Origin of the sequence: Paenibacillus sp. MMS18-CY102, from assembly GCF_009789195.1 — a bacterium.
Classification (GTDB): Bacteria; Bacillota; Bacilli; order Paenibacillales; family Paenibacillaceae; genus Paenibacillus_T.
Window position 1 is genome coordinate 115,632 of sequence record NZ_WSTC01000010.1, and the last position, 18,216, is coordinate 133,847.

7 protein-coding genes and 1 pseudogene are annotated in these 18,216 nt (G+C 51.0%); 1 reads left to right on the forward strand and 7 read right to left on the reverse strand.

The annotated features are described in order from the left end of the window. Positions 1-176: 176 nt before the first annotated feature. Both GON22_RS09365 and fabD read right to left on the reverse strand, forming a co-directional pair. Positions 177-8,678, reverse strand: a pseudogene (locus tag GON22_RS09365) (SDR family NAD(P)-dependent oxidoreductase); the annotation flags it as partial. A 40-nt stretch (positions 8,679-8,718) separates the two neighbouring features. Beyond that, on the reverse strand, positions 8,719-12,183 hold the full coding sequence (gene fabD, locus GON22_RS09370; RefSeq protein ID WP_160395842.1) for an ACP S-malonyltransferase: 3,465 nt from the start codon (positions 12,181-12,183) through the stop codon (positions 8,719-8,721). Positions 12,184-12,645: 462 nt separating this feature from the next. Between fabD and loaP the strand changes: the two genes are divergently transcribed. After that, complete coding sequence (gene loaP / locus GON22_RS09375; protein WP_160395843.1) at positions 12,646-13,230, forward strand: antiterminator LoaP; 585 nt, start codon at positions 12,646-12,648, stop codon at positions 13,228-13,230. Positions 13,231-13,386: 156 nt separating this feature from the next. Here the strand turns inward: loaP and tuf are convergent, their stop codons facing one another. The 5 genes from tuf to GON22_RS09400 all read right to left on the reverse strand — a co-directional run bounded on the left by tuf (position 13,387) and on the right by GON22_RS09400 (position 18,169). Next, positions 13,387-14,577: an elongation factor Tu gene (gene tuf / locus GON22_RS09380; RefSeq protein ID WP_160395844.1), complete on the reverse strand. Its 1,191-nt coding sequence runs from the start codon at positions 14,575-14,577 to the stop codon at positions 13,387-13,389. Between the two features lie 136 nt (positions 14,578-14,713). Then, the gene (gene fusA, locus GON22_RS09385) at positions 14,714-16,789 is read right to left on the reverse strand and encodes an elongation factor G (RefSeq protein WP_160395845.1); all 2,076 of its coding nucleotides are present in this window, start codon (positions 16,787-16,789) and stop codon (positions 14,714-14,716) included. A gap of 35 nt (positions 16,790-16,824) precedes the next feature. Beyond that, the gene (rpsG, locus tag GON22_RS09390; protein WP_006037953.1) at positions 16,825-17,295 is read right to left on the reverse strand and encodes a 30S ribosomal protein S7; all 471 of its coding nucleotides are present in this window, start codon (positions 17,293-17,295) and stop codon (positions 16,825-16,827) included. Positions 17,296-17,363: 68 nt separating this feature from the next. Beyond that, on the reverse strand, positions 17,364-17,783 hold the full coding sequence (rpsL, locus tag GON22_RS09395; protein ID WP_006037954.1) for a 30S ribosomal protein S12: 420 nt from the start codon (positions 17,781-17,783) through the stop codon (positions 17,364-17,366). A gap of 146 nt (positions 17,784-17,929) precedes the next feature. Then, positions 17,930-18,169 carry a L7Ae/L30e/S12e/Gadd45 family ribosomal protein gene (locus GON22_RS09400; protein WP_160395846.1) on the reverse strand — a complete coding sequence of 80 codons (240 nt, stop codon included), beginning with the start codon at positions 18,167-18,169 and terminating at the stop codon, positions 17,930-17,932. Positions 18,170-18,216: the final 47 nt, after the last annotated feature.

Genomic DNA, 18,216 nt, shown 5'->3' on the forward strand with positions numbered 1-18,216 from the left:
GCGGCGATAGGCGTAACCGAGCCCGCGATGCTTTTGCGTTGCAGCCGGTTAGCTGCCGCAGCCCGCTTCGGCGGCTCCTGCTCCGCAGCAGCCAAAGTGCTAGAGCTGTTGCGTTCCGCTTTCCACCCCAGCAGCTCAGCAAGTGCCGGCTGATGATGGGCACACAAATACTCAGCCAATTTCTCAATCGTTTTGTACTCGAAGAACAACGTTCTCGACAGCTTCCCGAACGATGCCTCCATCTGATTGGTCAATCGCATAATCATGACCGAATCAATGCCATATTGATCGAGCGCATCCCGGGACCGCAACTGGGCGGAAGGAATTTTCGTCTCCTCGGTGAGCAATTGTTTCAAATAATTTTCCGCCATCGCTTGCAGCCGCGCGAGACTAGCTTGAACGATGTCCGCCGTCCCTGCTGGCGTTTCAGGCGATTGGCCATTTATAAGGGCGCTTGCCTGCGCCGCCGCGCTTGGCACTTCTTTCTTCGCATCTAGGATGCCAGCCCGTGCAGCCCATTCAGCCTTGTCCGGATCGCCATACAACAGCAATACGCTAGGCTCGCCCATCGCGCAAATCTGCTCCAGCAGATTCAGCCCGATTTTCTTATCCAACGGCACGATGCCCAGCTTGCCGTTCAGCCGTTCCAGCGACCATTCGTTAACCGTCATGCCGCCATCCGCCCATAAGGGCCAATTAATGGACAACGACTTGCCGTGCCGCAAGCCCAACATGCGCTGCGCATCACGCCACAACGCATATTCATCCATAAAGCGGTTAGCCGTTGCATAATCGCATTGGCCCACATTTCCGAATGCCCCAGCTATCGAAGAGAACATGACGAACAAGTCCAATTGCTCGCCCTTCGACGCTTCATCCAGATTAGCTAGCCCAACTGTCTTGGAAGACAACACAACCGATGCATCCGCAACCGTTTTATTTAAAATATAACCATCACGCAGTACGCCCGCCCCATGCAAAATGCCATGTATCGCGCCAAAACGCGACTTGGCTTTGCCTACGAGGCCGCATGCCTGCTCGAAATCTGCAATATCCGCCTGCACATACTCGGCTTCCCCGCCCAGCAGTACAATCTGGTTCATCAGCGCTTCGATACGGCCATCTATCACTGATCTCCCAGCAATTACGATGTTCGCTTTCACTCGCTCTGCCAAATGCAGCGCAACCAAGCTTCCTACACCGCCCGCTCCGCCTGTAAGGATGTAACTGCCCTTCTGCCTGAACGGGACAGCCCCGATTTCCAGCTGCTCATCCCAGCTTCGGGAAACATCTTGCTCTTGCGTACAAGGCACCGCTTGCCGGACGTAACGCCCGTCCGCTCGGAAGCTCACTTCAACCTCTTCCATCGATGCAGCCAATTCCTTTAACAGCCCTTCACCAAGTTGCTCAGCCGTATGCCCCTGCTGCCAGTGCACCGTTTTGCACGCAAAAAGCGGATTCTCTTGGGTGACCGTCTTGGCCAAGCCGCTAACGGACGCATAAGCAGGCTGATTCTCGCTGCTTTCATACCCGTACACATACAGCATCGTTATGCGCTTGCTCGGCTTCGCTTCCATTAGCGCCTGAGTAAGGAACAGCATGGAATAAAACCCTTGCTCCAGTTGCGCTTCCATCCCCGCTCGATCAGGGCTGAACCGTTCAGTTGACCATCCGTGCACAACATGCTTAGGCATCCTGCCCGCTTGCAGCAGCGATTCGATCAACCGCGTATAATCTTCCCGCGAGCCCGGCCGTATCGTATAGGCAGAATCCTCAAGCTCGCAATATTCACTGCCCGGCTTCACGACAATCGTCCCTTGGCCGCCGCTCATCGAGAACGACTGTTGTAGAAGCCCCCTCAATTGCCCGTCTTCCCCATCAAATAAGAGCAGGTAGCCAGACCTATTCAACGGCTCTGCGATACTTGCATCTATTGCCGAAGGGCGCCACTCGTACCGGAACATGGAGGCTTCGTTCCTATCGCTATCGCTCAATGCACCGATCGATGCGCTGCTGGACTTCTTATACGCACGAGCTGTAAAATCGCGTGCTACAGCTAGTACAGCCCCCTGCTCATCTGCGAACGTAATATGGAAGGTTCGGCTAAGCGAGCCGTCCCCGCGTTCTTCGCTAACGCAAGTGAGATGGGCAAAATATGAGTTCGTTAACGGCCTGAATAATGCAATCTCGTTTAACATAAACGGCACTAACAACTCATTCGCATCCTCACCACAGAATGCAAGCACCGATTGGAAAGCGCCATCCAGCAATGCCGGATCATATTCAAACGCCTCCTGGCCCTCGCCCAGCCCGCTAGGCTTCTCAATCCATGCGAGCGCTTCTCCGTCGCCTGCATGAATTTCCTTAACGACTTGAAATGCAGGGCCCAGCCGCAAGCCAAGCTCACCGTATGCCTGGTACAAATCCGGACCCGCCGTACGCCGCTCCATCCGTTGACGAATTTGCGCCAACTCGATATGTCCCGCTTCACGGCTGCCATCACTCAACGCATCAGCAAGCACCACTTCTCCGCATGCATGCACAATCGGTGCGCCATCCGCTTCTCGCGTTACCACTTCACAAACGAGCACGCCTTCTTCATCCGCCGGAGCCAGCACCAATTCGAATGCTCGCGAGCCTTCCGCGAAGCCGATTGGCCGCATCCAGATCATGTTCCGTAGTGCATGCACCTGCGTATCCGATGACAATACAGCAGCCGCCCTAATCGCTTCCAGATAAGCCGTTCCCGGCAACAGCGGCTCGTCGAATAGCTGATGGTTCTGCAGCAAAGATTCCTCGCCACTTAGCCGCGTAGTAAACTTCTGTTCCTTTAAATTGGACGTATTGCTTCCGATCAAAGGGTGCAGTACGTTCGAGCCTGCCGATTCAGCAAGCATAGGCGCTGCGACCTTAACAGCCGGAATCCAGTACCGCTCGCCTTCGAATTGGTAAGTCGGCAACGGGACGCGCCCAGGCGTCCCTTCTTCGTACAACACATTCCAATCTATTGGCATTCCCATCGTCCATATACGGGCGATTTCATCCCAGTTGCGGCCCTGCAATGCTTTTGCTACAAACTCATTGCCCTTCACATTCCCTTGCTGCCCCGCCGCATTAGGTTCTTCGCCTTGCGCTGACATGAACACGCCTTCTGCGAATGCGCCCTGCTCCGAATCGGCATAACGATGCAGCTTCCCAGCCAGTTCTTCAACAGTTGATGCCGTTATGGCGATTCGCGCAGCCATTGCTGTACGCCCGACCTGCAAGGTGTATGCAATCTGTTTCAAAGACATGCAGATGGAGCCATCACGAATCGTATCGCTCGTCTCAACCCTCGTCCCGATAAACGCAGCTAACCGCCTTGCCATGTGGCGCAGCCTTAGCTCGTCGCCAGCAGACAACACGATGAGCACAGCCTCCCCTGCTTGGGAAGCCTTCGGTTGCAGAACAGGCAACTCCAGCTCATTTTGCTCAATAATGATATGAGCGTTCGAGCCGCCAGCTCCAAAGCTGCTTATACCTGCGCGCCTAGGCACGCTATGCCCTGCTTGGTTGTACGTTTTCTCCCATTTGCTAACCTTCTGCTGGACATAAAAAGGCGATTGCCCGAACGCAATTAACGGGTTCGGCTCCTCAGCATTCAAGGATGGGACGAGCGTCTCGTGCTTCATTTGCAGCAGCACCTTAATGATGCCAGCGACAGCCGCCCCCGATTCCAAATGTCCAATATTTGCTTTGATGGAGCCTATTGCACAATACTGTTTCTTCCGTTCGGCGATTGGCCGGCCCGATTCGGGCTGCTTCTCAAATGCCATCTGCAAGCCGCGAATCTCAATCGGATCGCCAAGCGATGTGCCTGTCCCATGGGCTTCCACGTAACCGATAGTTTCCGCTTCAATGCCAGCCCGATCGATCGCTTCCGCCACTAATTCCGCTTGGGCATTCGGGCTCGGTACAGTAAACCCGTTCGTCTTGCCGCCCGAATTAATCGCCGTGCCTTTAATAATGCCATAAATATGGTCGCCGTCACGCCGTGCATCCTCTGCCCGCTTAAGCAGCAGTGCGCCAATGCCTTCGCCGAAAACCGTCCCGCCCGCATCTTTGCCAAAAGGCTTGCATACGCCGTCCTTGGACATAATCTGCATTTGCGAATATTGAATAAACCGGCTTGGGTGCAGGAACACGTTTAGCCCGCCAACGACGGCCGTATTGCATTCTCGCCGCTTCAAGCTTTCGCATGCCAGATGTACCGCTGTCCCAGAAGCAGAGCAGGCTGTATCGACTGCAAGGCTTGGGCCATGGAAGTTATAGTAATACGAAATTCGGTTCGGAATTTGGTACATATCCGCATTGCGGTAAGAACCCGCGCCCTGTAAGGCCGCCATGTCCGTCAGCGTTCCGTAATCGCTGGCAATGACGCCTGCAAATACGCCCGTATTGCGATCGATGGTCTCTGTTGTGTAACCCGCATCTTCTAACAAACCCCATACTGTTTCCAAAAACAACCTTTGCTGTGGGTCCATAAACTCCGCCTCACGCGGCGTTATGCGGAAGAAAGGCGCTTCAAACCGATCGACGCCGCGCAAAAATCCACCGGTTACATCCCCGTGCTCACCAGCCTCGCCATAAATCCCAATATCATTCCAACGGCCTTCCGGCAGATCGGAGAGACAGGACTGCCCGTCCAACAAATGGCTCCACAACTGCTCCAGCGTCTCGGATTTTGGATACTTGCCGTGCATCCCAACGATTACGATCTCATCACGCTCGGATAGCGATGGTGCTGGCAATGCTGCAGCGCCCTCTGCCAGGTTTCCGTATTGCTTCAGCACTTCCATTTCATGATTCTGCTCCAAGTAGCCGACTAAGCTTCGAATCGTGCGATGCTCAAACAATAAGGTAGGCGGCAGCTGATCAAAGCGCTTGTTTAGCTCCACCATCGTTTCGATAATTTTGAAAGAGTCCAGCTTATAATGTTCCAGCTCGCCATCGACATCAAATATCCCGGCATCAACGCCGAGCACCTTGGCAAACAAGCCCTTAATCTCATCTACTAATTGGCTTTTCCACGCGTATCCCATTACAGTGCGTGAAGGCGCATCCTGTTTCTGCACAGCTGCCGCTGGAACGGCTTCCGCGGGGACTGCTGCTGCTGCTGGAACGGCCATCGCCGCCTGCGGCGCCTTCTCGCTGTGGCCGGTTCTTGAAGATGCCGTGAATGCCTCAACTTCAGCTGTTATCGCAGCAATATTATGCAGCCCGTCCGCTAACCGCTCCATCAAAGCCTCGCATTCCCTTGCATTGGCAAAAATCATAGCAGCCGATGATTGCCCAGGCTTGCGCTTAACCGCTGCTTGCTTACGGACTTCGCCCACCGAGGCTCCCCCGTCAAAGGAAGCGAAGCTAAGCTCAGCTAGCTTCGCCGCTTCCAACTGCCAGACTCGGCCTTCGCCGCACGGTTCCCCTGAGCCGAAGTTCGACAGGAATTGAAGTGCAGGCTCGTTCTTGTCCGTCTGCCTGCCATTGACGCGAACTTGCCGAATTCCACGTTCGCGTGCCAGCTTGCCGAGCTTTGCCAACATCCGGTACTCAACGCCCCTGCCAAGAACGCGGCAGCTTAACAAGAACGTATCCACTTCGAGCTGCTGCTCCCCGCAGACGGTTAGCATTAATCCGACTAAGCCATAATCGCCAAAACGGTCTTTCACTTCTACCGTCCAGCATTCCGCGCCTGGCTGCTCCAAGAAATAACGAATCTCTGGGGAGGAGCGGCGAATCGTCGTGAAGTTGAATTGGTTCGTTCTTGCTGTCAACTGTGATACTCGGGCGATATTCGCCTCGTCTAACGGCTGAAGCTTTACCTCTAGCTCAAGGCTTTCGATAAAGGAGGCAAAGCCCCCGCTTTGTTCCCTTAATTGCTCCCGCATGGCGTCAGCTTGGTACAGCCCTGACCGCTGCCGATCCTCCTTCGTAATGAACGAGCGGTCAAAAATCCAAAGATGGCTCATAAAGCGATGCATCATCTCCGGATCGGTCGGCCATTGCAAGGTGAGCACATTCGGCGCTTCCGCCCGAACCTCCGCGCATTCCAATGGGTTGTCATCGATGAAAATAAAGCTATCCAGCCCGAGGCGAAGCCGCTCTGCAAGCTGGATGAGATTAGACGATTTGGATTGCCAGTTAATCATGTCGGCAACGATATGGTCTTTCTTCAGAATCATATCGGGATTCGTTTCGAATACTTGCCAAACATCATGCTCGGCGTTTTTGCTGCACAAACAGACGAGCATGCCGGACTCTGACTGCTTCACGAGAAACTTCTGGAATTCACGGTACCCTTCGTTAATTTGGATACCGTCTGCCCCATCCTCCCCGCATACCCCGTGCCATAACGTATGGTCACAATCTACAACCAGCACCTTATAGGGATTGCTTCGAAGCTCGAATATACGCCTCGATATGGACGTAGCCAACAAATGATAATAGGAATCGGTATATGGAATATGCCCCAGCTCATCGCGGAGCGAATCTTCAAAGTCATGAACGCTATAGTTTTCATGCTGTTGCTGGCTGGAGACAGCCGTAATGCCCTCTAGCGTTTGAAGTTGCTTCAGCAGTTGCCCTTCCAATCGCTCCAGCAGCTTCGACCACTGCGGGTGCTGCCGGTATAGGGAAGAAGGCGGGCATACGATAACTTGGGTAACCGGATGCGCTCGCTGTGCGTACGTTTGAAAAGCCGCAACAAACCGTTCAAACGTGTCCAGCATAAACGGCTCATCCAGTTCCCGCAATTGTGCGTGGCTATCAGCCGCATCGTCCCGGTAACGCATCCAATCCTCAAAGCGGATTAATACAACATTCAACCCGTCTACGCCCATCCCGAGCAAGCTGCCCGGGTCCAGCAAAGCTTGGAATAATTGGTTGTAAGGCGTATAGCTAATTTCCATTTGCACATCCAACGTATTCGCCCAAAACAGCAGCCCCGGCGTCAAAGGCTCAGCCGTAAACGATGCCGCAATGCGTACCGGAACATGCAGCTTATGCGGGCTTGCCACTGAAGCATCCGCCAGCGGCTTTACGCCCGTCCCATCAAAATCGCTGACAATGTCCACGTCGCCGGGAGCCGCTGCAGATAGTGCCTCAATGATACGCACAGCAGCCAACTCAGGCGGGATCGCCTTGAAACCCGCAGTCGGCGTATTGTTCATATCCGTCAGAAGGCGCGGGGGCCTTGCGATTGTAAACGAAATATTTTTTTGGCTTTTTGCCGCCGTCTGTACAAGCCCTTCAATCGCCAGCTTCACACTCACATAGTGCGGAAACTCTTTTGGCTGCTCTTCGACAAACTCAGATGAAACCGCTACCACATTTCCTCGCGATTGGGCCAGCATATCCATAAACACCGTCATCGGAGCTGCTGTAAGCACCATATTTTGATCGATGTACGAATGAATTCTTTCAAAAGCTTGTTCCGATAGCTCAAGCGGAACCGGCGGGGCACAAGCACAACAAACTAGAATATCGAGCTTGCCGAATTGCTCGGTGATTGTATCCTTCGCTTCCTTGCACCATGCCATGCTGCCCGCGTCCCCCTGCAACAGCGTGACGCTGCCTGGGGCATCCGACAAGCCTTCCACCAGTTGCTCAGCTGCAGATAAGCTCCGGTTGAAGTTTACGATCACATCACAGCCTTGCAGGGCAAGCGACTTTACAATCGCTGCGCCGAGCCCTCTGCTGCCGCCAATGACGACCGCCGTTTTTCCCTTCATCTCTGCCAGGGACCGACTCCCCAGCAATGCACGCAGCTCAGCAGAAGGCATCGCCTTCAGTTCCTTTCGTACATATGCATCAAGCTCGCCGCTTGCCACTAGCCGCCCTTCGCTATAAACGTTAAGCCCCATCTGCAGCAAGCCAAAGCTATTATCGTAATGGACAGCAGTAAGCTGATAGTCGAGGCTGTCGCATTGCTTCTTGGCAGAAGCCTCGAACGTTAGGCTTAATTTCTTAAACAGCGCCTGGCGGCCAGGCATAATCATGCCGACCAAATAGCTGCATAGCAGCAGCGTGTTCAACTGCGTAGCCGTCATTGCATATTGGGAAAGCGACACTTTGCGCCGCAGCCGGCCAGCCGCTTCTTTATTCACCACATACGTGCCCGTGCGCGTAATTGGCTTTATAAAGTCCGATTCTTCATAAATTAGGGCGTCCATTCGGGGTTGTTCCGTACTGACTGTCTCTTCCGGTTCGAACAGCTCTTGCTTGCCTGCTTCAGGTACATCTGGGTTTGCTGCCATATCTCCGTCGGCACCTTTAATAACAGCTATTGAGGACAGTACGCATCTGCTAATTACGCGTGCCCCATCCAACAGCTCGAAGCGCGCACTGTCCTCTTGCCCGTCATTCGTGCGAATTTCATATTCAATATCAGCGAACATAGGGCCAAGAAACTCCGCATCCAGCTGCCGCAGTACGCGATTGCGGCTTCCGCGAACGTTCCCCAGCATAGCAAGCAGGCCCATAATGCCGTATAGGACATTTTTGCCGTATGGCGTGCTCCTTGCATAAGTCTCATCGATATGGAGTGGGTTTCTGTCATGGCTTGCAGCCGCGAACCGCTCGAAATCCTCTCTACTAAAAGACGCTTTACTACCCTTTGCCTCTCTATTTTCCGCTGCCAAAATACTGCACTCCTTTCTAAATCTATATCGCTTGACTCCACTATGCCCGTACTGCTAACGCTGGCTCGCATAACGACTGCAGCCGTTCCAGCAATAAAGCCGCGGTCTCTTCCAGCAGCTTCAGGCCGATAACGTCGACGTTGCGATTGCGCCAATGCTCTAGCTCAGTTCCTTTCACCCATTGATTGAACGCCCCTAATGCCGGTCCGCAAAAGATTTGGTAATCGATCTGATGCTCTTTCTCGCCTCTTACTGCAAAGCTTAAAGCCTGCTCCAAATACCATTTGAAAACAAGCGCCATTTGCTGCTTCCCATTGCCACTGGCTTTGGCGATCTCGTCCGCGCTGCCGTTTAATCGAATATCCTCTAGTATGCGAGTAAAGCTGCGTTTGAAATATTTCTCCTGAATGAGTACGCTATTCTTCTCCCCAATCTCATCAAGGGATTGGAACACACGGTAAAAGTCGTACAATTTATTCGCCCTTGCCGGGAAAAACACGCCACGCTTAAGCACTTGCACCTTAGCGCCCATCTCAAACATAGCGGAAGAAGGCACATACTCCGTATCTTGAATGTTCATCTGCTGCAACAAATCTTTCGCTGAATCACTCGTGCGCGCCTCAACCGTACACTGATTAATCGAGCCTGTAACGATGAAATCCGCTCCCATCAAAAATGCCGCAGCAGCAGACTCCGGCGTGCCGATTCCACCTGCTGCGCCTATACGAATGTGACCGCCCTTGCTTCCAAGCATCTCATTCCGCAGCCTTATGATCGTAGGGAGCAGCGAAGTTAACGAAGCGCCCTCTGTGTAACCGCCGGAGTCGCCTTCCACACATAGCTCGTCCGCCATTGGCAGCTCCTTCAGCAGTTCGGCTTGCTCCGCGGAAATAACGTTCGTTATTAACAGCTTCTCGACGATGCGCGCCGGCGCAGGCTTTAGAAAAGCTTCGGCGACCTCGGGCCTAGACACTTTCCCGATAATCCGCCCATTGCTTGCCACGCTTCCGTCGGCTTGCCGGCGAATCCCATTCGCCCTAAACATAACAAGAGCTGGCGTAATGCTCAAATATTCCGAAGCCATTAATACGCTAACGCCATGCTTGAGGTACATTTGGATGAATTTCTCCTCCGCTTCCGGAAGATGCGGGTTATAGACAATGTTTGCGCCGTACGGCTGTTCCAGCGTGAGCGCATTCTTGATGGCTGCCAGTTCTCTTTCGACCGCATTCGTTTCCAAACCATCCGCCCCAAGGAAGCCTAGCATGCCCGCTTTGGCTGCTTTCACCACCATCTCTGATGAAGAGATTCCGCGATGCATTGGTCCAACTAAATAAGCATACTTTAATCGGTATTCCTTCCGGAATGCTTCATTGCCGAGGGTAGCCGGCGAAATGGCCGCATGCCCCGTAACCGCATGGGCAGCTGCCGCCTCAGTTTGCGCTCCAACAGCTGCATGATAGCTTTCAATAATCTGTGCATGCTCCACTGTTACTTGTTCCGATTTTACGGAAGCAGGCACATCTGTATTCCCATCTAACCTTTCGTTTGCCTGTACTTCTGCTTGCTGCTGTAATGCTTCAACTTCAACCCGAACTTCAGCTTCCGTTTCATCTTCAAGCTCTTCATCTTCAACAATTAACGGTTCAGCTTGCAGCTTAATTTTTGTTACGAGCTTTTTCAACACATCACCCGGGCCGATTTCTACAAAGTCAACCTCGCCTTTGCCCATCACATACCGAATCGATTCCGTCCATTTCACGGCGCTAACCATTTGTTTGCTTAATGTATCGTCCATCACTGCCGAGCGGTAAGGACGGGCATATACATTCGAGATGACCGGTATGGCAAGCTTGCCAAATTTGAACGATTGCACGAATCGTTTAAACTGTTCGTACGCTTCATTCATAAATGTAGAGTGGAATGCCCCACTCACATTGAGCGGTACATAGACTGCCCCTGCATCGGCAAACCGCTTCTCTACGCGCCCAATATCATCTGCTTTGCCGGAAATAACGATCTGGCTCGGAGAGTTGTGATTAGCAATCGATAACGCGGCGCCACTTTCTTCAATAATTTGTTGGATGCGGTCCTCATCAAGCCCGATCACGGCGGCCATCCCACCGCCTCTAGCCATCCCCATCAGCTCACCCCGTTTTTGCACGAGCCTAAGGCCCGTCTCAAAATCGAAAGCGCCGCCAGCCAGAAGCGCATTGTATTCGCCAAGGCTATGGCCGATTAGATAGTCCGGCTGTTGTCCTGTCTCCTGAAATTTGCTCATATAAGCTAGCGCATTTACCGTATATAAAGCAGGCTGCGTAAAAGCCGTCTGCCCCAGCTTTCGCTCTGGATCATTCAAACACAAGTCCTTGATCGAATATCCGAGCACCCGATCAGCAATCTTTGTTATCTCAGGGAATTGGTCGAACCATTGTCCCCCCATTCCTTTCACCTGCGATCCTTGGCCTGGGAACATATATGCTAACATCACTCGATCTCCCTTCGATTTGAACTGCGGTCTCTCACTTCCATTTAGCCCCATCATGTCCGTCATTTTATTGACGCTTTGCTCAAAATAACCCTTCTGATCAGCAAAGGGGGATAAGAAGGCAACAATATTGCGATGCAATGAATCATCTATTAATCGTTTTGTAAAATTGCCTAATGTGCCGCCAGGACTCATGTCAGCAAATATTAACGAGTCTCCATATTTATGGCGTAACGTCGCAATCGACTTCGAAAAATGCATTTGTTCTCTTGCAATATCCCAAAAATAGCTTGGCTGCAATTGCGTAACCTGTTCACCGCTCAAGCCAGATATAAAGCCGATGCTAGGTTTACGAATGGCCAATCTATTCAAATAAGCCATAAAGGGCTCACGCGCACGATCGATCAAACGCGAATGAAACCCATGGGACACCGGGAGCTGGAGACTGATTATTCCTTTGCTATTCAATCCGTCGCGAATCTTGCCTAAATCCGCGTCGGTCCCAGCAATAACGAAATGGGCATCATTATTAACGGCCACCATTTCACTGTTCTGATTTAGGAGCGGAAGTTCCGCATAGAAGGCTGGATTATCCAGAACTGCAGCCATCCCCCCGGCTTCACAATGTGTTTCAAATGCCTGAGCCTGGCGAATGACCGCCTCCAACGCCATCTCCGGCTCCATAATGCCTGCAATTGCAGCCGCAGCGAACTCTCCTAAACTCGTGCCTAGCACGTAATCAGGCTGTATGCCTCTACGAATCAAGGTCTGGGCTAAAGCATATTCCGTCATGAATATTGCTGGGTGCGTATGTAACGTTCGGCCAAACGATGCGGGCTTCGAAGGGCCCTTGTTCCCTAGCACATCAATAACCGAAAAATTGCAGTTCGATTGTACGATCTTATCAAGAGACAGCATGATTTCTCGATATACGGTTTCGTTGTCGAATAAGCTTCGCCCCATACCGTAATATTGAGAGCCCTGCCCCGCAAACATAAAAACAATCTTGCTCCTCATCTCCAAGAACGCCTCCATTACATCCCGACTATAGATGGAATAAAAAAAGCAATCGGCTTGGAGCTAAGCTCCAAACCGATTGCTAGAAATGTATTGTGGGCACACTCTCTCCCTTTCATCTGCATACGCACACTACATTTTCATATCATGTCAAAGTTGCGCAATGCTAACGTGCCGTAACAACGATTAGTATTCGAACCTCTATTTAAATAAATCAACTTCCGTGCATAGGCATTTTCCCAAACTCACAACTTATTATGCTCTCAATGCCTCTACCTGTCAAGGGACTATAATATTAGATAATCAACCACAAGATGACAAGTGAACATCGCAAACAGCTCCCTAAAGTTGGAACTGCATCCAAATGTCAAGAAAAGTTAACAAATTACCCAGACGATTCGACAACATTTTACAAATTGGCTGTGCTAGAGTGTTTATACAATTGCAGCAGAGGAGGTAATCATGTACTGGTATGCACTATTTGTCAAAACAGGCGAAGAGATAAGCATTAAGGAGTTTTTCAGTCGCATGTTTCAGACCAATCAAATTGAATGTTTGATTCCTAAGAGGAAAGTGCCCGAGCGAAATGGAGGAATTGTTACAGACGTTATAAGAAACCTATATCCTGGCTATGTATTTATTCGAGCGAATATGAACTTTTCACTCTATTATCAAATTAAAGAAAACCCATTTATATATAAGCTATTGAACTACACAAGCAACAAGGACAAAAAATCGTACTGCCCGCTCAATACTTGTTTCGATGAAATTAGTGCGGCGCAAGAGAGTGATTATTTCAAATCAATACCGCCCGAAGAAATGTCTACTGTATTAAAACTTCTAAACCAACAACATGTTATCGATTACTCTCAAGTATTTATAAAAAATTCTAAAGTACATGTCCAATCCGGTCCACTAATCGGCCAAGAGGAAATCATCAAAAAAATCGATTTTCGTAAAAACCGTGCAAAGGTGAGCCTTCCTTTTCTCGGAGGAGAGAAAATCGTCGATCTCGGCATCGAAGTCATTGGCCGTGAGAGCACTTAGAATATGAACCCACGATTATCTTTCCAAAATAAAAAGACGGCCATGATCCCCTATTTCAGGGCGTACTGGCTGTCTTTTTTTTGTTGAACAAAACACAGAGATGAAAACAAAAAAGACACAAACTCCAACGGGGGAGTTTGTGCCTTGCTTGTCATACTATTTCAAGATCGAAGCTACGGAACCTGCACCTACTGTGCGGCCGCCTTCGCGGATAGCGAACTTCGTACCTTGCTCGATAGCGATTGGAGCGATCAGCTCAACCGTAACCGTGATGTTATCGCCTGGCATTACCATCTCTGTGCCTTCTGGCAGGTTGATGATGCCCGTAACGTCAGTTGTACGGAAGTAGAACTGTGGACGGTAGCCAGTGAAGAAAGGCTTGTGACGGCCACCCTCTTCTTTAGTCAGAACGTAGATTTGAGCCGTGAAGTTCGTGTGTGGTTTAACGGAACCTGGCTTAGCCAGTACTTGTCCACGCTCGATGTCTTTACGGTCAACACCACGAAGCAGTGCACCTACGTTGTCGCCCGCTTGAGCGGAGTCAAGAAGTTTACGGAACATTTCTACGCCCGTAACAACGCTCTTACGCGTTTCTTCTTGCAGACCGATGATTTCGATCTCGTCGCCAACTTTGATAACGCCACGCTCAACGCGACCAGTAGCAACCGTACCACGACCAGTGATCGTGAACACGTCCTCGACTGGCATCAAGAATGGTTTGTCAACATCGCGCTCTGGAGTAGGGATGTACTCGTCGATCGTGTTGAACATTTCAACGATTTTTTCAGCCCAGTCGCCGTCTGGGTTTTGGAGAGCTTCACGAGCCGAACCACGGATGATTGGCGTGTCGTCGCCTGGGAAGTCATACTCGCTCAGAAGGTCGCGAACTTCCATTTCAACGAGTTCGATGAGCTCTTCGTCTTCAACCATGTCGCATTTGTTCAGGAATACGACGATGTAAGGAACGCCTACTTGGTTGGAGAGGATGATGTGCTCACGCGTTTGTGGCATTGGACCGTCGGATGCGGATACGACGAGGATAGCGCCGTCCATTTGTGCTGCACCCGTGATCATGTTTTTAACGTAGTCGGCATGACCTGGGCAGTCAACGTGAGCGTAGTGACGGTTAGGCGTCTCGTACTCAACGTGAGCTGTCGAGATCGTGATACCGCGCTCGCGCTCTTCTGGAGCTTTGTCGATTTGGTCGAATGCTACTGCAGCACCGCCGTATTTTTTGGACAGTACAGTCGTGATAGCAGCCGTCAGCGTTGTTTTACCGTGGTCAACGTGACCAATCGTACCGATATTAACGTGCGGTTTATTACGTTCAAATTTAGCCTTAGCCATTGAACTTCTGCCTCCTTAAATAAATAAATTTATTAGTTGTGTATGTTATGGTATCGGCGGCTTACGAATAGACGCGCAAGCCGCGTTAATACCGAGTAAACCTTATCTTAAAGCCATTACCCTTAGAACGTCAGGCTTAAGCGCCTTTGTTTTTCGCGATAATTGCTTCGGAGATCGACTTAGGAACTTCCTCGTAGTGGGACAGCTCCATGGAGAATACTCCGCGTCCTTGCGTACCCGAACGGAGAACCGTCGAGTAACCGAACATTTCTGCAAGAGGTACCTTCGCACGAACGATCAGGGAGCCGTGTTTCGTATCGGAACCTTCGATGCGGCCGCGACGGGAGCTGAGCATGCCCATTACGTCACCCATGTATTCTTCCGGTACGGAAACTTCGACTTTCATGATTGGCTCGAGAAGCACTGGGCTACATTTTTCTTTAGCCGCTTTAAGCGCCATCGATCCAGCGATTTTGAACGCCATCTCCGAGGAGTCGACGTCATGGTACGATCCATCGACAACCGTTGCTTTAATATCAACGAGTGGGAAACCAGCGATAACGCCGTTTTTCATCGACTCTTCGATACCCGCTTGGATTGGACCGATAAATTCACGTGGAATAGCGCCACCAACGACTTTATTCTCGAACGTGAAGCCTGCGCCTGGCTCTTGTGGTTCGAACTCAACCCAGCAATGACCAAATTGGCCACGGCCGCCGGATTGGCGAACGAACTTACCTTCTACCTTAGCTGCAGCTTTGAAAGTCTCACGGTAAGCTACCTGAGGTGCGCCTACGTTCGTTTCGACTTTAAACTCACGAAGCATACGGTCTACGAGGATCTCCAAGTGGAGCTCGCCCATGCCCGCGATGATCGTTTGTCCAGTCTCTTCGTCCGTATGAGCGCGGAACGTTGGATCTTCTTCAGCAAGCTTCTGAAGCGCGATACCCATTTTGTCTTGGTCAGCCTTCGTTTTAGGCTCAACCGCGAGCTGGATAACTGGATCCGGGAAGTTCATCGACTCAAGGATTACCGGGTTCTTTTCGTCGCAAAGCGTGTCGCCAGTCGTCGTGTCTTTCAGGCCTACAGCAGCCGCGATGTCACCGGAGTAAACTTCAGTGATCTCTTGGCGGCTGTTAGCATGCATCTGAAGGATACGGCCAACGCGCTCACGTTTGCCTTTCGTTGCATTCACAACGTACGAACCGGAGCTCAATACACCGGAATATACGCGGAAGAACGTCAGTTTACCGACATAAGGGTCAGTCATGATTTTGAACGCCAGCGCCGAGAACGGTTGGTCGTCAGCCGACTTGCGCGTCGTCTCCGTGCCGTCTTCAAGGGTACCCTTGATGTCAGGAACGTCGATTGGAGCAGGCAGGTAGTCAACAACCGCGTCGAGCATAAGCTGAACGCCTTTGTTACGGTACGAGGAACCGCAGATAACAGGGAAGATCTTAACTTCGCAAACGCCCTTACGGAGCGTAGCTTTCAGTTCCTCGATCGTGATTTCTTCACCTTCGAGGTACTTCATCGTCAGTTCTTCGTCAAGTTCTACAACTTTCTCGACCAGTTCCATACGAAGCTCTTCGACTTGTTCAGCCAGTTCCGCAGGAATTTCGATAACTTCTGGCTCTTTGCCGAGGTCATCTTTGTATTTGTAAGCTTTGCGCTCAACGATGTCAATCATGCCGAGGAAGTCGTTCTCAGCACCAATTGGAAGTTGAATCGCAACGGCATTCGCTTGCAGGCGCTCACGCATGTCTTTTACAACATTGAGGAAGTCTGCACCGATGATGTCCATTTTGTTTACGTATGCGATCCGCGGAACGCCATAGCGGTCAGCCTGGCGCCATACGGTTTCGGACTGAGGCTCAACGCCTTCTTTCGCACTGAAAACACCTACAGCCCCGTCCAATACGCGCAGGGAACGTTCAACTTCAACTGTGAAGTCAACGTGCCCTGGGGTGTCGATAATATTGATGCGGTGACCATCCCATTGAGCTGTCGTAGCAGCGGACGTAATCGTGATGCCGCGCTCCTGCTCTTGCTCCATCCAGTCCATCGTAGCTGCACCTTCGTGCACCTCGCCGATTTTGTGGGTACGGCCTGTGTAGAACAGGATCCGTTCAGTGGTAGTCGTTTTACCCGCATCAATATGCGCCATGATCCCGATGTTACGCGTATTTTTCAAGGAGAACTCTCTTGCCATGATTATGTCTCCTTCCGATTATACGAATGTGAATCCTACCAGCGGTAGTGTGCGAACGCTTTGTTCGCTTCAGCCATTTTGTGCGTGTCTTCGCGCTTCTTAACTGCTGCACCAGTGTTGTTCGATGCATCCAGAATTTCAGCAGCCAGACGTTCTACCATCGTTTTCTCACCGCGGTTACGTGAGTAGTTCACGAGCCAACGGAGACCAAGCGACGTACGACGCTCCGGTTTCACTTCGATCGGAACTTGATAGTTGGAACCGCCTACGCGGCGAGCTTTAACTTCAAGGACTGGCATAATGTTTTTGATTGCAGCTTCAAACACTTCCATTGGTTCTTTACCCGAACGTTCTTGGATAAGTTTGAATGCATCATACAGCAATGTTTGAGCAACACCGCGCTTGCCGTCGATCATAATACGGTTGATGAGACGCGTTACCAGTTTGCTATTGTAAACCGGATCCGGCAGTACATCACGTTTCGTTACAGGACCTTTACGTGGCATGAGGATGTCCCCCTTTCTTTAATAGTGTCTCGATATAGTCGAATTATGCAATTACGCTAATCCGATTATTATTTTTTAACTTTTGCACGCTTCGTACCGTATTTGGAACGAGCTTGTTTCCGGTTGTTAACACCTGCAGTATCAAGAGCACCGCGAACGATGTGATAACGTACACCCGGAAGGTCTTTTACACGACCACCGCGAATCAAAACAACGCTGTGCTCTTGCAAGTTGTGACCGATACCTGGGATGTAAGCCGTTACCTCGACTTTGTTCGTCAGACGTACACGGGCATATTTCCGGAGTGCGGAGTTCGGTTTTTTCGGAGTCATCGTACCTACACGAGTGCAGACACCGCGCTTTTGTGGAGCGCTGATGTTCGTTGCTTCACGTTTCAGGGCGTTGAAACCTTTTTGCAGAGCAGGCGATTTCGATTTCACGACTTTCGCTTGACGGCCTTTACGGACCAGCTGGTTAATTGTTGGCATGTTGCCACCCCCTTCCTTTAATTGTAAAGCATATAATCTTACCCGAAATAGTTAAGCCCACAGATCCAGGCGATTCATAAAGAAGCAAAGAAAAATTTCTGTCAGCCCGTCTATCTTAATAAACTGCCGACAAAAACAACGATTCTCTATTCGTCTTCCGAAATATCTGGCACGACGGCTGCCATGGCGGCCCCGACATCAATCCCGCAGGTTTCCCCTAGGAGTTGCATGTTCTTGACCCAAACAACCTCGACCTCATAATCCTCGCATAATTGGACAATACGATCCGTCATACGCGAATCTGCATCTTGGGCAACATAGACGAGTACGGCTTTGCGAAGCTCTACCATCTTCGTCGTTTGCTTCGTGCCGATCTTGTACTGCATGCAATCACCCCTCTTCGTCCAACCGGACAGGGATCACACGAACAGGC